Raw genomic sequence first — 14,125 nt, 5'->3', positions numbered from 1 at the left:
ATGGCAAGCAACTGGGACAGCTTGGACCTCAATCAGCGCAAAGCGGTGGAGGCCAACGTCCAACTTTACGAGCGGGTGCGCCCTGCACTTAAGCGTGTTACCCGTGACGTTTTGCTGACCCTTAGGGACTTGCTCAACGACGCAGAGGTGACGCCGTTGTTCGTTACCGGCCGCACCAAGACCGTCGATTCGTTCCGCGAGAAGATCTCCCGGACGGAGGAACCCCTGGAACCGGGTGGCCCTCGCGTGCTCAAGTTCCCGGACCCGTTCCGGACGCTGAATGACATGGTCGGCATCCGGGTCATCACCAAACTGCCCGCAGAGAACGCCGCGGTAGCCAACATCATCAAGCGCCAACGCCAGCTCTTCGATTGCCGCGGGGACCGGGAAAAGGACATCGGCTCCATCGAGTCCGGAACGTACGGCTATTCCAGCAGGCACCTCATTTTGCGGACCATCCAGAACGAGACCGTGAAGGAGTACCAGCAGGTCTTCAATCCGGATCTGCCCGCCAACGGCAGCTACTTCTTCGAATGCCAGATCCGCACGGTGTTCGCCCATGCGTGGAGCGAGATCGAACACGACATCCGCTTCAAGGCGGAGGACCCCCGGGCCTGGACCCCGCACTTCGACCGTCAATTCACCGCCACGGCCGCCATGCTGGAAACCGTGGAGACCGCGTTCGCAGATCTCCACGAGCGGTATGAGGAAGTTCGTGGCTACTGGGACCTCGAAGGCGAGGGTGCCTCGCCGCTCACTCCCAACCGTGTACGTGACGTCTGGCGTACCCTGCTGCCGCACGTAGACCGTAAAGTAGATGACGACTGGGGATGGGCCGCCGAACTCCTTGCAGCCCACGGACTCACCAAGACCGTGGAACTCGCCGGGCTGCTCAGCGCCAACCGGATTACCGAGGTCCGCAAGGCCTTGGACCACCGCTACTCCCCCGGCCCGGACCGCCTCTTGGACGACCTTCTGCTGTGGCAGTACGGGACCGAACACATTGATCTCACCGCTGAGGCGCCCGACGTCGTTCCGCACCCGCGGCGCGACAGCCTCCTGCGGCGTCTTAAGCAGATTGAGCGCTACCGCCAGACTGCACTTTAAGGACTCATGACTCCGGAGCAACTCATGTCCCTGCGGGCGACTTTCCGCTCGCCCCGCCGTCTCTTGACCGAATCCTTGGCCGGGTTGGTCGTGGCATTGGCGCTCATTCCGGAAGCAATTGCGTTCTCGGTGATCGCCGGGGTGGACCCTCGAATCGGGTTGTTCGCGTCCTTCACCATGGGTGTGGTCACGGCAATCGTCGGTGGACGCCCGGCCATGATCTCGGCTGCGACCGGCGCCGTTGCACTGGTCATTGCACCGGTCATGAAGGAACACGGCCTCGACTACCTGATTGCCACCATCATCCTGGCGGGGGTCTTCCAGATCATTCTCGCTGCCCTGGGCGTCACGCGGCTCATGCGGTTCATCCCGCGATCCGTGATGATCGGCTTCGTCAACGCCTTGGCCATCCTGGTGTTCATGTCCCAGATGCCCGAACTCTTCGGGGTGCCTTGGATGGTCTATCCGATCGTCGCCGTCGGGTTGTTGATCGTGTTCGGCCTGCCACGCCTGACAACTGCAGTACCCGCGCCCTTGGTGGCCATCGTCCTCATTACGCTGGTCACGGCCCTCGGAAACATCGACGTTCCCACTGTGAGCGACAAGGGAGAATTGCCGGACAGCCTGCCGGGGTTCTTCCTGCCCAACGTGCCCTTGTCCATGGAGACCTTCCAAATCATCGCGCCGTTCTCCTTGTCCATGGCGCTGGTCGGTCTGCTTGAGTCGCTCATGACGGCCAAGCTGGTTGATGACATCACTGATACGCGGTCCAATAAGACCCGGGTCTCCTGGGGGCAGGGAGCAGCGAACATCGTAACGGGCTTCCTGGGTGGCCTGGGTGGTTGCGCCGTCATTGGGCAGACCATGATCAATGTCAAGGGATCCGGCGCCAGGACACGGCTGTCCACGTTCCTGGCCGGCGTCTTCCTGCTGGTCCTGGTGGTGGTCCTTGGCGACGTCGTGGGGATGATTCCCATGGCCGCGCTCGTGGCAGTGATGATCTTCGTTTCGCTGATTACCTTCGACTGGCACTCCATCCGCCCATCCACCTTGAGGCGCCTGCCCAAGTCTGAGACCGCCGTCATGCTCCTCACTGTTGCTGCCGTTGTGGCCACCCATAACCTGGCAGTGGGGGTCGGCGTCGGCGTCTTGACCGCCATGGTGCTGTTCGCCCGGCGGGTGGCCCACTTCGCAACGGTGGAGCGGACGGAACTGGAGCTCAACGGCGGGACTGTTGCGACCTACACAGTGGACGGTGAACTCTTCTTCGCCTCATCCAATGACCTGTACACCCAGTTCGACTACGCAAAAGATTCGGCAGAAGGCATAGATCGCGTGGTGATCGATCTGCACAACTCGCATCTGTGGGACGCATCCACCATTGCCGTGCTGGATTCCGTCACCGAAAAATACCGGAACCATGGTCGCGAGGTGGAGTTCATCGGCCTCAACGAAGCCAGCATCCGGATGCGCGAGCGTCTGGCCGGCAAGCTCAACGGCTAGTCCCGCCCAACTAAGTCGCAGCTGAGCGCGTTCTGACCCCTGTAAACGCGCACAAATGCGACCCACTTGGGAGCCGAGGGGGCCGTCCCACCGGAATGGACTCCCCTTGACGGCACCTTTGTGAGCGCAAACAATCGACGGAGTGAGTTCGCTAAAGCAGAGGAAGATCAAACCATGAAGAACTGGGCCGGAAACCTCCAGTACTCGTCCGCAGCCGTGCACCGCCCGTCTTCGGTAAGCGAGGTCCAAGAGCTCGTGGCCAATGCCTCGCGGGTCAAGGCACTTGGGTCCCGGCATTCGTTCAACACGGTGGCCGATACCAGTGGCACCCATATTCTGCTGGATGCGCTCCCCCAGGAGATCACGCTTTCCGAGGACCGGAAGACGGTCAAGGTGAGCGGCGGCATCAGCTACGGCGCCCTGTGCCGGGCGATTGAAGAGCAGGGCTATGCCATCCACAACCTTGCCTCCCTGCCCCACATCTCAGTAGCCGGAGCTATCCAGACGGGCACGCACGGCAGCGGCGTCAAGAACCCGTCCCTGGCTGAAGCGGTGGTGAGTTTGGACGTGGTCCGAGCTTCCGGCGAACTGGTGACGCTCACCCGGGATGACCCTGAATTCGCTGCAACAGTAGTCGGGCTGGGGGCGATGGGAATCGTCACGGGCCTTGAGTTGGCAGTCCGCCCGAGCTTCGGGATGCGGCAGCGCGTGCTCACGGGGCTGCCTTGGGACCGGGCGCTGACGGATTTCGAAACCATCGCATCAAGCGCCTACAGCGTCAGCTTCTTCACTGACTACAGCGGAGACTCGATCCCGCAGGTTTGGTTGAAGGCGCTGGGAACCGAAACTGCGCTGCCTGATCTTTTTGGCGCCACGGCTGCCCCGGCCGCGCTTCATCCCCTGCCGGGAATGTCCGCGGAGAACTGCACCATCCAGCTGGACGAGCCCGGCAAATGGCTGGACCGCTTGCCCCACTTCCGCCACGAGTTCACGCCAAGCAACGGGGAAGAACTGCAAAGCGAGTTCATCCTCCCGTTGACGGACGCCCCTGCGGCCCTCCAGGCCGTTCGTGCCCTGGCGGACAAGCTTGCTCCGCTCCTCTTTGTTTCCGAAATCCGTACCATTGCGGCGGACGAGTTCTGGCTCAGCCCCTTCTACCAACAGCAAAGCGTTGCCCTGCACTTCACGTGGAAGCCGCTCCAGGACGAAGTCGAAGCTTTCCTTCCCGAGCTCGAACGCAGCTTGCAGCCGTTCGGTTCCCGCCCCCACTGGGGCAAGCTCTTCACGCCGTCGCTTTACGACTTCGCTGCGCTGTACCCGAGGTTCGAGGACTTCCGCGCCCTGGTGGAGGCCAATGACCCTCAGGGCAAGTTCCGGAATGGCCTCTTGGACAGCGTGCTGGGCGTGGCCGCTCCCGCAGGCAAGTAGCCAACCGCGGGAACGAACTACTCGATGTGAGCCAGGACCGCACCCGTGGCGACTACTCCACCCGGAGCCGAGAGGACTTCGGTGAGTGTGCCTGCCCGGTGTGCGGAGACCTGGGTCTCCATCTTCATGGCTTCCAGCACCACCAGGGGATCGCCCTCGGCTACTTCGTCACCGGGTTCGGCCAACCACTTGACCACTGTGCCGGACATCGCAGCTACCAGTGCAGACCCGGCGGGTGCTTCCCCGGTGACAGAACCCGGCGTATCGGCCAGTCCCGATACCGGAGGCAGACCCTGTCCGGAACGGGCCCAGCCCTCAAGAAGGTCTGCCGGGAGGCCCACAGCGAGTCGCTTTCCGTCAACATCCACGGTGATGGTCCGACGCTCACCGTTGAAGGCAACCACGGAGTAATCCGGATCGTTGGGAATCCGGTCCGCGAAGTCGGTCTCAATCCAACGGGTGTGGACGCGCAGGGCATCCGCTGCAACAAAGTCTTCGGCTTCAAGGACTGCCCGGTGGAACGGCACAACGGTAGGGAGACCCACGATCTTCAGTTCCGCGAGGGCACGGCGAGCCCGGCGCAGGGCTTGCTGGCGGTCAGCACCCGTGACGATCAACTTGGCCAGGAGGGAATCGAACTGCGGAGCCACAACTGACCCTGCGCGCACGCCCGAGTCCCACCGGATCCCCGGCCCGGCCGGTACTTCAAGGGACGCGACGGTACCCGGCGACGGGAGGAATCCCCGGCCCACGTCTTCGGCGTTGATGCGGAACTCGAAGGAATGGCTGCGGGCGGAAGGGTCCTCAGTGATGCTTAGCGGCAAGCCTGAGGCAATACGGAACTGTTCCTGGACAAGGTCCACACCGGCGGTCTCCTCGGTGACAGGGTGCTCCACTTGCAGCCGGGTGTTTACTTCGAGGAAGGCCACAGCGCCTCCTGCGGACACCAGGAACTCCACGGTTCCGGCGCCGTAATACCCGGCCTCGCGGACGATCGCCTTTGAGGCCTCGTAGATTTGGTGCCGCTGTTCTCCGCTCAGGTACGGAGCGGGTGCCTCTTCAACCAGCTTCTGGTGCCGGCGCTGCAACGAACAATCCCGGGTTCCCGCCACAACCACGTTCCCGTGCTTGTCGGCGATGATCTGCGCCTCCACGTGCCGAGGCCGGTCGAGATACTGCTCCACAAAGCATTCGCCGCGACCGAACGCCACCACGGCTTCACGGACGGCAGAGTCGAACGCTTCCTCGACCTCGGCCAGCTCACGGACCACCTTCAGTCCGCGACCGCCACCACCAAAAGCAGCCTTGATGGCGATCGGCAGGCCATGCGCTTCGGCAAAGGCACGGGCCTCGGCAGCCGAAGCCACCGGGCCATCGCTTCCCGCAACCAGGGGCGCACCGGCCCGGACGGCGATCTCCCGGGCCGTGATCTTGTTGCCAAGCTGGCGGATGGACTCCGGCGAGGGTCCCACCCATTCAAGTCCCGCATCGATGACCGCCTGCGCGAAGTCGGCATTCTCGGACAGGAAGCCGTAGCCGGGATGGACGGCGTCCGCTCCCGACTTGGCGGCCACATCCAGCAGTTTGCCGATGTTGAGGTAGGTGTCGGCCGGGCTGTTCCCGCCCAAGCTGTACGCCTCATCAGCAAGGGCGACGTGCATCGCGTCGGCGTCAATGTCCGCATAGACGGCGACGGAAGAGATGCCTGCATCGTCACAGGCTCGGGCCACGCGGACGGCGATTTCGCCGCGGTTGGCAATCAGGACCTTACGCATTAAAAACTCACTTCTCCGGGGTTTGGAAGTCTGGTGAATCCGGGACCAGCCGGAAACGGATTTTCCCGCCGACCGGGACTTGGGCGGCGCGGTCAAGGTGCTCGTCGCGCACTACGCCGATCACCGGGTAGCCGCCCGTAATGGGATGATCCGCGAGGAACAGCACAGGCAGGCCTGCGGGAGGTATTTGGAGCGCTCCGGCCATGGTCCCTTCGCTGGGGAGTTCGCCGTCGCGGGTTCGCACCAAGGGCTGCCCGTCCAAGCGCATTCCCACACGGTTGGACTGCGGCGTGACCACCCAATCCTGGCTTGCCAGCGAGTCCAGGGCCGACTGGTCGAACCAATCTGCGCGGGGTCCGGGCACCACATCCAGCACGGTCACGGTCTCCGCACTTGGAAAGTCAGGCTGCAGTTCGGGACTGCCCACCGCGGTGGAAACAGTGTCACTGCCGGCCCGCAGTTCCTTGCCGACCGTCAAAGGCGCCGGCCCGATTCCGGACATCGTGTCAGCAGAGCGGCTGCCCAGGACCGCCGGAACATCTATGCCGCCACGGATCGCCACGTAGTTCCGGAATCCGGATTCAGGCACTCCAAGGCTGAGGACTTCACCATCGAGCAGTGCGAACGGTGCGGCCATGCCGACGGTTCGCGTCGCGCCTGGCTGTGGACCGCCGTCGTGATTCACTGAGTCAACCCACGACGGCGACTGGACGCTGAGCGTCGTCGGCGCACCGGTCACCGCAATCACCTGATCGCCGATGGCCTCGATGGAAAGTCCACCGCCCACTGACTCAATGGCGGCTGCCGTCGACGCGTTGCCTACCAGGCGATTGGCGCGACGGATGGAAGCGCGGTCCAGGGCTCCCGCAGCCGAAACTCCCAGAGGGCCATGGCCTCTGCGGCCCAGGTCCTCGATGAGGCTTTGGACTCCCGGGCTGACGATGCGCAGACAGGATTCAGTGTGGTGCTCCGAATCGGATTCGGGCTCATGGGCCGAGGCGGTGACAACTTCCCGGACAGCCCGGTACTGCACACGGTCGCCCGGGCGCACCAAGGCGGGCTTGGGACGTTCCAGATCCCACATGCGGGCTCCCGTGCGGCCGATCAGTTGCCACCCACCCGGGGAACGGCGGGGATAGACGGCGGAGTACTCCCCGCCGAGGGCCACTGACCCGGCCGGAACAGCCGTCCGGGGGGTGGCCCGTCGGGGAACCGTCAAGGCATTGTTCTCGCCCACCATGTAGCCGAATCCAGGCGCGAACCCGGCGAAGGCGACCGTCCAGGTCTGGCCTGTGTGCGCAGCCACCACACCGTCCACGCTCAGGCCGGTGAGTTCCGCGACGTCAGCCAGGTCCTCGCCGTCGTACACCGTCTCGATCACTACCAACCCGGAGTCGGTGACGTCCGGAGCTGTCAGTTCGAGCTGCAGGAGCCGGGCGCCGATGGCCCGTGTCGCGGAGGCTGACTCGCCAACCACCATGACCGTTTCCGCAGCTGCCAGCACGTCCACTTGGCCGGGAAGCGGCTTCCTGTTGAGCAGGTCCTGCAAGGCCAGTACCTCGGCAAGGCCGTCCAACTCCGCGAGCACGGCGCGCGTGCCTACCGGCCTCACGGCGCGGACCTTCTTGCTGGTTACGGTTTCCATCACGGTATCCATCATGTGCTTCGCAGCCGATTAGGCGTGCGAACCCTCCAGGAGGCGGGCTTCCTCTTCCGGCTTGGGATCACGGCCCAGGAGCATGCCGACGATCGTGACGATGGCTGTCAGCAGGAGGTAACCGGCAATCAGCCACCAGCCGCCGGACGCTGCCCCGTACAGGGCCGTGAAGATGAGCGGTGCGACGGCTCCACCGACGACCCCGGCCAGCGTGTAGGCCAGGGAGCTGCCGGCATAGCGCAGGCGGGCGGGGAACTGTTCGGTGATGAAGGCGGCCTGCGGACCGTACATGAAGGCGTGGAGTGCCAGGCCGATCACGACGCCGATAGTCAGCATCACTACCGACTTGCCTTGGATCATCAGGAAGAAAAGCGGAATGAAAACGGCGGTAGCTGCGGCCGTCACGCCGTAGACCAATCGACGGTTGATGCGGTCGGTCACTGCCCCGGCAAGCGGGATGAGGAACAACTGGAACGCAGAACCGATGAGAATGGCGGCGAGGACGTTGCCGGTGGTCATGCCCAGTTCTTTGGTTGCGTAAACAGCCACGAAGACGGTGAAGAGCGCATACAGAACGTCCGGGCATACGCGGGAAAGCGCTGCGGAGACCAAGGCCTTGGGCTCGGTGGTGAAGACTTCCTTGATGGGAGCCTTGGGACGCTCACCGTGGGCCTGGATTGCCTTGAAGACAGGGGTTTCTTCCAGCTTGAGGCGGATAATCAGGCCGAAGGCCACCAGAAGCGCCGACGCCAGGAAGGCTACGCGCCAGCCCCAGGACAGGAATGCCTCGTTGCTCAACGTTGCGGCCAGGACGGCAAGCACGCCGTTGGCCAGGAGGTTACCGGCCGGCGGACCGATCTGGGCGGCGGAGGACCAGAATCCGCGTTTGTTCGGGTCACCGAATTCGCTGGAAAGCAACACGGCGCCGCCCCACTCACCACCGACGCCGATGCCCTGGGCCAGGCGGAGGAGCACCAGAATAGTCGGTGCGGCCACGCCGATCACGGAGTAATCCGGCAGGGCGCCGATCAGGACAGTCGCGATGCCGATCAGCACCAGGGTGAAGACCAGGACGTATTTACGCCCGACCTTGTCCCCCAGGCGCCCGAAGACGACGCCGCCGATGGGGCGTGCCAGATAGCCCACGGCAAAGGCCGAGAAGGACAGGAGCAGTGCAACGAACTCATCCCCTGCCGGGAAGAAGATCTTGGGGAACACGAGTGCGGACGCTACCGAGTAGATCGCAAAGTCGTAGTACTCGAGCGACGTGCCGGTGAGGCTGGCGACGTACGCCTTGAGGGCACCGGCCGGCGGCTTCCTTGTCACGGCCTTGGCTGCCTTGTTGGTGCTGGTCATGGTTTCCTCCGGAGGGGATGAAGAGGGGCTTGATGGCTAGAGGAACGAGCCGATGCTGACACCGGCGTCGATCAGTGCGGACTTCACTTCAGTGGCCATGGCAACGGCCCCGGGTGAGTCTCCATGGACGCAGATGCTCTCTGCGCGGATGGTGAGGACGGAACCATCAATGGTCCGTACGGATTGTTCGGTGGCCATACGCAGGACGTGTTCGGCCACCTCTACGGGATCATGCAGCACGGCGCCGGGTTGCGAGCGGGAAACCAGCGTGCCGTCCGGGTTGTAAGCGCGGTCGGCGAAAGCTTCAGAGACGGCGCGCAGTCCGGCTTCCTCGGCCAGGCGCAGGACCTCCGATCCCGGCAGACCGAGTATCGGCAGGTTGGGGTCCACCGACTTGACGGCCTCCACTACGGCGCGGGCCTGCGCCGTGTGCTTCACGATGGTGTTGTAAAGCCCGCCATGCGGCTTCACGTATTCAACGCGACCGCCTGAGACAGCGGCCAGCGCCTGCAGCGCACCGATCTGGTACACGACGTCGTCCGCGAGTTCCTTGGGGTCGATGTCCAGGAAACGGCGGCCGAAACCTGCAAGGTCGCGGTAGCCCACGTGGGCGCCGATGACGACGCCGGCCTCCACCGCCTTCTCGCACGTGGCGCGAATGACGCCGGGGTCACCGGCGTGGAATCCACACGCAACGTTGGCACTGGAGACGGACCGGAAGATGGCTTCATCGTCACCAAGCGTCCAGCGTCCGAAGGCTTCTCCGACGTCGCTGTTCAGGTCAATGATTGCCATGCTGTGATCCCTGCCTCGTGATGTGCGTTACATCAAGAATGCACTAGATCGCCGGATTGTTCAACAATCCAGCGATCCTAATTTTCGGCAATCGTGTAATTTTGGTCTATGGCCGGAGCAGAGCAGCAAACGAATGAGCACCCCGGCCTGGACAGTGCCCGCGCACGGGTCCGGATGCGGGTACCGTCCGTCGCGGAGCGCGTGGCCGAAGAACTCCGCTACCAATTGGCTGAGGGCTTCCTGGTTCCGGGAGCGAAACTGACCGAGGCAACCGTTGCCGAAGACCTCGGCGTCTCCCGCAACACTGTCCGTGAGGCCTTCGCCGAACTGGCCAGTGAACGCCTGCTCATCCGGCAGCCCAACCGTGGGGTTTATGTGGCGACGCTGGAGCCTGGGGACATCCATGACGTTTACACAGTCCGCCGCGCGATCGAAGTCAGTTCAATCCGTGCGGGCGGTTCACCCGAGCGCATAGCTGCCGTCAGGGCCGCCGTCGAGGAGGGAAAGCGCGCGGCAGCTGCGAATGACAACGACGGCCTGGGGAGCGCCAACCAGCATTTCCACGGAGCGATCGTGGCCCTGGCCGAAAGCGCCCGCCTGAACGCGATCATGAAGCAGGTGCTCGCAGAGATGCGGCTGTACTTCCACAAGGCAACAGTCGACGCGAATTTCTACAGCGACTGGCTCGAGGAAAACGAGAAAATCTGTTCAGCCCTGGAGCACGGCGACCTGGAAAAAGCCGGCGATCTCCTGCTTGCCTACCTCAACCGCTCGGAACAGCAGCAGGCATCAGTCCACGGCCAGTAGATCAGCGCTTCCCCTTCTTGCGTGAACCCCTGCCCCGGCCCTTATCCGGATTGGGTGCGTAGCGCTGCGCAACGGCCGGTTTCTTCCCGGCCGAAGACCCGCGACGATCGGGCTTGGGAGCTTTCTTGGGCTTTTCCTTCTGCGCCGACGGCTGCCGCGAGCTTTGCGCCGTCCGGCCCCTCACGATGCCAATGAACTCCTCGACCTCTTCACTGTCAGTACCCGCAAGCCAGGCGAGACCGATCTGCGTGCCCGGAGCTCCGGAGAGCCGTCGACTCACCGTTTGCTTGTTGTTCAAGTGCCTGGCCACGGGCATGGGAAGGATCACCAAGCCGACCCCTGACGCCACCACCTGGAGGGCCATCTCCGGCCCGCCCATCTCAGCGACGTCGAGGAAGTTCTCCTCTGAAAGGTCCTCCAGCGCGACCTCCTCGAACACCGAGATTTCGTGGCCTTTCGGCGCCACTACCGCTTGCTGCTCCTCATACAGGGGAATGAGGTTCAGGCCTTCCCGGTCCACGGGCAGGCGAACAAAGCTCAGATCCGCTGAACCGTCACGCAGCACCGACAGCTGGGTTTCGTCGTCGGACATGAACGAGTGCAGCGGGACGTGCGGCATCCGCTCTTCCCACCGCCGGATCCACTTGCCCGGTGTCACTCCCGCCACATAGGCGAATCGGAGCTCTTTGGTTTCGGGGGACTCTTCTTCAGGGGCTGGCACACACTCACAGTACCGGCCAGATACCCTTGAAGCATGACTCCCAAGAACTCCCAGACCATGAAGCCGGCAACAGCTGCCAAGAAACTCGGCATCTACCTGCCCGCTGCACCCCAGGAGTTCCAGGACTCGCCCGTCACCCGCGAGGCATACGCCGAACTCCAGGCCAACCCGCCCGAGTGGCTTGCCGAACTCCGCCGCAACGGACCGCACCCGCGGCCGGTTGTTGCGCAGAAACTCAACGTCTCCATCAGCGGCCTCACCCGCGGCGGCATCACCGAACCGCTGACGACGGCGGAAATCGCCGAGCTGCTCCAGTCCCCGCCTCAGTGGCTGGTAGTCGAGCGTGCAACCCACGCCGCCGTGCGCGCCGAAACGCTGCGCGTCAAGGAAGAGAAGCGAAAGAAAGCGGCCACCAAGGAAGCCCGGGAGAATGCTGCCGCCAAACGCGAAGCTCCCAAGGGAACCAAGCGCAACTCGTAGCACCAAGCAATGGCCGGGACTCCAGCGTCCCGGCCATTGCTGTGCAACTAGTCCTGATGCAGCTGCACGAAGTTCCCGCAGCCGTCGTCGAACACTGCACTGATACCGGATGGATCCTCGGCAGGCTCGCCCTTGAACACCACGCCAGCGGCCAACAGACGCTCGTACTCGGCCCGGACGTCGGGCACCCCCAGCACCACAGCCGGCATCCCGGCGTCGTACACGGCATTCATGTAGTTGGCACCGATCGGGTTGTCGCTGGGTTCCAGCAGGAGGCCCGTTGCGGTGTCATCAGCGCCGGGGTTCTTGATGATGAACAGGTTGTATTCGGGCATCGCCATGAGGGTGTCGAAGCCGAGTGTCCCGGTGTAGAACGCGTGGGCAGTGGCGGGATCTTTGACGTGGATGCTGCACATTTTCAGTCTCATGGGCCAAGGCTACGCGCCAGGTCTGACACTAGGAACGGCGGCCCCGGGACTCGGGTCATTGCCCCCGCACCCGTACCCAAATTCCACGGCGCACCGCATACTGAAAACACAGCCTTTTGCGTCCGGGAGGTGCTCCGATGATGGTCATGTGGGGCTTGGCTTTGGTCCTTGCAACCGTGGCGACCACAATTGTCCTGCAACGAAAACTGACCCGTGGCCGCGGGCCGGAGCCGGACACCATCTTTTGGGATGCCTTCGCCGGGCTCGTTGTGGTGGTACCGGCGATTGTGGTTCCGGCCGTGCAGTGGGCACCGGCCGGGTTGGTGATGCTTGCCCTCACGGCCGCGACGGTGGCGGCAACGTTGGCGGCCATCCGCAAAGTCGAGCGTATCCGCGCTGCCGAGCCCCGCCGTCGTACGGGTTTCGCAGATGATGCCACCTGGCACCAGGCCCTCCTCACCAAGTGGCGCACCTACGAGTTGGACCCTGCTTTCGCCATTGACTTCCCGGCAATGTCCGACGTTCGGGTGCCCGAAACCGCCGCGCTTACCCAAGCCATGCGGGAGGCCGAGCACTGCAAGGTGACGGCCGGAACCGACTACCGTGCCGCCGTCGAACGCCTTGCCCATGCCCTTGCCGCCGCTGAACGCGCGGCAGGGGTACCCACCGGCACGGCGGGCACCCCCAGCGCCGGTTAGGTCAGAACAGACGCCAGTTTGTCCGCTTCCACGATGCGCGCGGCGGTTGCCCGGCCCATGCGCACGGCGCCGTCCACGTGCTGGTAGCCCTCGGCCGCGAGGTCGGATGAAGCCCAGTAGATCGGGCCCACGTTGGCGTGCTGGTCCTTGCCGTAGCGGTGCAGGCCGCCCAGATCGTAGCTGGAGGCGTACGCCCCACGGGTCCATTCTTCCGACCCCCAGTCGGACTCGTAGTAGACCTCGGGGGCCAGGGCCTTCTCTCCCAGGAACCCGGCGATCGACTCCAGGATGGCCTTCTTCCGATCTTCAGCGCTGAGTTCGAAGACTGCGTCGGCCTTTTCGTCGGAGACAAAGCCGACCAGGGTGCCGCGGGTGTCGCCGTGGTTGGTGTTGTCGTAAACCTCCTGGACCAGGGCACCGGCGCTGAAGCAGGTCCCCGACAATCCGTCTTCGCGCCAGAACGGCGTCTTGTACACAGCGTGGACCTTAATGACCAGGCCCAGCGACTGGTGCTGGTGCATCTGGTGCTGGCGGCGCGGCAGCGGCGGGTTGAACGAAACCCGGGAGTACAGGTTCGGCGGTACGGCCATGATCACGTAGCGCGCGTTGACGGTTGCCCGGTCCGATTCGACCGTCGCACGGTTTTCTTCCCAATTGATGGTGCGCACCGGGCTGCTAAGAACGACGTCGGCGCCCAGTTCCGCCGCCTGCAACAGGGAGACCTGCTGCATGCCGCCGATTACCCGCTTGTCCAGGATGAAGTCCTCATCCGTCAGGTGGGTGAAGGACCCGGCGGATGCGGCCATGAGCACCGCCTGCAGGGCGGAGAAAGCATGTGCGGGCTTGGTGAGCATGCCACCGGCAATGAAGAGGCCGATGTTGTTGCAGGCTTCCTCATCGTGGGAGTTCCGGCGGAGCCAGTGGTGGAAGGAGATGGTGTCCAGCTCACGGGCCTTCGGATGGGCCCAGGGTTCGGTCGGACCGATTTCCGCGGCGAGTTCGTCCAGGATCCTTACCAGCTTGTCCATCTCGGCTTTGGTCGTCTCGCTGACCGGGAAAGTGTCGCCGGTGTACTGGACCCGCTTTCCGTCCGCTCCGATGTAGACGGATTCTCCGTCACGGTAGCGCGGGTACATCTCCAGACCGAGCTCTTCGAGCAGTGCCATGAGTGCGGTCTGGTCCGGGGAAACCCACTGGCCGCCGATTTCCAGCATGGCTCCGTCGACGGTGTCGGTCCATGTGCGGCCACCTACGCGGTCGCGGGCTTCGAGTACCGCAACGCTAAGTCCTGCCTTTTTCAGTTCACGCGCGGCCGTCAACCCTGACGGACCGGCACCGACGATCACAACGTCGCGCTCAAGATTCTGCAT

The 14,125-nt window shown here is 63.9% G+C and carries 13 protein-coding genes; 6 read left to right on the top strand and 7 right to left on the bottom strand.

The genetic code is table 11. The features are described from left to right. The 3 genes from AUR_RS10760 to AUR_RS10750 all read left to right on the top strand — a co-directional run bounded on the left by AUR_RS10760 (nucleotide 1) and on the right by AUR_RS10750 (nucleotide 4,038). Nucleotides 1-1,107, top strand: a complete 1,107-nt coding sequence (locus AUR_RS10760; RefSeq protein ID WP_062094430.1) for a GTP pyrophosphokinase — start codon at nucleotides 1-3, stop codon at nucleotides 1,105-1,107. A 6-nt stretch (nucleotides 1,108-1,113) separates the two neighbouring features. After that, nucleotides 1,114-2,610, top strand: coding sequence for a SulP family inorganic anion transporter (locus AUR_RS10755; RefSeq protein WP_062094428.1), 1,497 nt, complete (start codon nucleotides 1,114-1,116; stop codon nucleotides 2,608-2,610). A gap of 174 nt (nucleotides 2,611-2,784) precedes the next feature. Beyond that, complete coding sequence (locus tag AUR_RS10750; RefSeq protein ID WP_062094425.1) at nucleotides 2,785-4,038, top strand: D-arabinono-1,4-lactone oxidase; 1,254 nt, start codon at nucleotides 2,785-2,787, stop codon at nucleotides 4,036-4,038. A 17-nt stretch (nucleotides 4,039-4,055) separates the two neighbouring features. On the opposite strand, the gene AUR_RS10745 is transcribed toward AUR_RS10750, so the two are convergent. The 4 genes from AUR_RS10745 to AUR_RS10730 are packed head-to-tail and all read right to left on the bottom strand — an operon-like array spanning nucleotide 4,056 to nucleotide 9,621. After that, nucleotides 4,056-5,813 carry an acetyl/propionyl/methylcrotonyl-CoA carboxylase subunit alpha gene (locus AUR_RS10745; RefSeq protein ID WP_062094423.1) on the bottom strand — a complete coding sequence of 586 codons (1,758 nt, stop codon included), beginning with the start codon at nucleotides 5,811-5,813 and terminating at the stop codon, nucleotides 4,056-4,058. A 7-nt stretch (nucleotides 5,814-5,820) separates the two neighbouring features. Next, nucleotides 5,821-7,470, bottom strand: a complete 1,650-nt coding sequence (locus tag AUR_RS10740; RefSeq protein ID WP_062098915.1) for a 5-oxoprolinase subunit B/C family protein — start codon at nucleotides 7,468-7,470, stop codon at nucleotides 5,821-5,823. A gap of 18 nt (nucleotides 7,471-7,488) precedes the next feature. Further along, entirely contained in the window at nucleotides 7,489-8,826 is a 1,338-nt protein-coding gene (locus tag AUR_RS10735) for an MFS transporter (protein ID WP_062094420.1), read from the bottom strand. 36 nt (nucleotides 8,827-8,862) lie between these two features. Then, nucleotides 8,863-9,621: a LamB/YcsF family protein gene (locus AUR_RS10730; protein WP_082694602.1), complete on the bottom strand. Its 759-nt coding sequence runs from the start codon at nucleotides 9,619-9,621 to the stop codon at nucleotides 8,863-8,865. Nucleotides 9,622-9,729: 108 nt separating this feature from the next. Between AUR_RS10730 and AUR_RS10725 the strand changes: the two genes are divergently transcribed. Beyond that, nucleotides 9,730-10,428, top strand: coding sequence for a GntR family transcriptional regulator (locus AUR_RS10725; protein ID WP_069696609.1), 699 nt, complete (start codon nucleotides 9,730-9,732; stop codon nucleotides 10,426-10,428). Between the two features lies 1 nt (nucleotide 10,429). On the opposite strand, the gene AUR_RS10720 is transcribed toward AUR_RS10725, so the two are convergent. Continuing rightward, on the bottom strand, nucleotides 10,430-11,149 hold the full coding sequence (locus AUR_RS10720; protein ID WP_069696608.1) for a LysR family transcriptional regulator substrate-binding protein: 720 nt from the start codon (nucleotides 11,147-11,149) through the stop codon (nucleotides 10,430-10,432). Between the two features lie 33 nt (nucleotides 11,150-11,182). On the opposite strand from AUR_RS10720, the gene AUR_RS10715 reads away from it, so the two are divergent. Beyond that, nucleotides 11,183-11,629: a DUF5997 family protein gene (locus AUR_RS10715; protein ID WP_062094416.1), complete on the top strand. Its 447-nt coding sequence runs from the start codon at nucleotides 11,183-11,185 to the stop codon at nucleotides 11,627-11,629. A 47-nt stretch (nucleotides 11,630-11,676) separates the two neighbouring features. On the opposite strand, the gene AUR_RS10710 is transcribed toward AUR_RS10715, so the two are convergent. Beyond that, on the bottom strand, nucleotides 11,677-12,057 hold the full coding sequence (locus AUR_RS10710; protein ID WP_031216767.1) for a VOC family protein: 381 nt from the start codon (nucleotides 12,055-12,057) through the stop codon (nucleotides 11,677-11,679). Between the two features lie 137 nt (nucleotides 12,058-12,194). Here AUR_RS10710 and AUR_RS10705 point away from each other — a divergent pair, with 137 nt between their 5' ends. Continuing rightward, nucleotides 12,195-12,755 (top strand): hypothetical protein, encoded by a 561-nt coding sequence (locus tag AUR_RS10705; protein ID WP_062094414.1) that lies wholly within the window; start codon nucleotides 12,195-12,197, stop codon nucleotides 12,753-12,755. Here the strand turns inward: AUR_RS10705 and AUR_RS10700 are convergent. Next, nucleotides 12,752-14,125, bottom strand: coding sequence for a flavin monoamine oxidase family protein (locus tag AUR_RS10700; RefSeq protein ID WP_062094412.1), 1,374 nt, complete (start codon nucleotides 14,123-14,125; stop codon nucleotides 12,752-12,754). The two genes, AUR_RS10705 and AUR_RS10700, sit on opposite strands and share 4 nt — an antisense overlap.

The organism is Paenarthrobacter ureafaciens (assembly GCF_004028095.1).
GTDB lineage: Bacteria > Actinomycetota > Actinomycetes > Actinomycetales > Micrococcaceae > Arthrobacter > Arthrobacter ureafaciens.
This window is presented reverse-complemented; position numbering and strand designations above follow the sequence as displayed.

What these genes read in the sequence shown, in the direction of transcription:
- AUR_RS10760 (WP_062094430.1), top strand. Translation starts at nt 1, where the DNA reads ATGGCAAGCAACTGGGACAGCTTGGACCTCAATCAGCGCAAAGCGGTG.
- AUR_RS10755 (WP_062094428.1), top strand. Translation starts at nt 1,114, where the DNA reads ATGACTCCGGAGCAACTCATGTCCCTGCGGGCGACTTTCCGCTCGCCC.
- AUR_RS10750 (WP_062094425.1), top strand. Translation starts at nt 2,785, where the DNA reads ATGAAGAACTGGGCCGGAAACCTCCAGTACTCGTCCGCAGCCGTGCAC.
- AUR_RS10745 (WP_062094423.1), bottom strand. Translation starts at nt 5,813, where the DNA reads ATGCGTAAGGTCCTGATTGCCAACCGCGGCGAAATCGCCGTCCGCGTG.
- AUR_RS10740 (WP_062098915.1), bottom strand. Translation starts at nt 7,470, where the DNA reads ATGGATACCGTGATGGAAACCGTAACCAGCAAGAAGGTCCGCGCCGTG.
- AUR_RS10735 (WP_062094420.1), bottom strand. Translation starts at nt 8,826, where the DNA reads ATGACCAGCACCAACAAGGCAGCCAAGGCCGTGACAAGGAAGCCGCCG.
- AUR_RS10730 (WP_082694602.1), bottom strand. Translation starts at nt 9,621, where the DNA reads ATGGCAATCATTGACCTGAACAGCGACGTCGGAGAAGCCTTCGGACGC.
- AUR_RS10725 (WP_069696609.1), top strand. Translation starts at nt 9,730, where the DNA reads ATGGCCGGAGCAGAGCAGCAAACGAATGAGCACCCCGGCCTGGACAGT.
- AUR_RS10715 (WP_062094416.1), top strand. Translation starts at nt 11,183, where the DNA reads ATGACTCCCAAGAACTCCCAGACCATGAAGCCGGCAACAGCTGCCAAG.
- AUR_RS10710 (WP_031216767.1), bottom strand. Translation starts at nt 12,057, where the DNA reads ATGAGACTGAAAATGTGCAGCATCCACGTCAAAGATCCCGCCACTGCC.
- AUR_RS10705 (WP_062094414.1), top strand. Translation starts at nt 12,195, where the DNA reads ATGATGGTCATGTGGGGCTTGGCTTTGGTCCTTGCAACCGTGGCGACC.
- AUR_RS10700 (WP_062094412.1), bottom strand. Translation starts at nt 14,125, where the DNA reads ATGCAGAATCTTGAGCGCGACGTTGTGATCGTCGGTGCCGGTCCGTCA.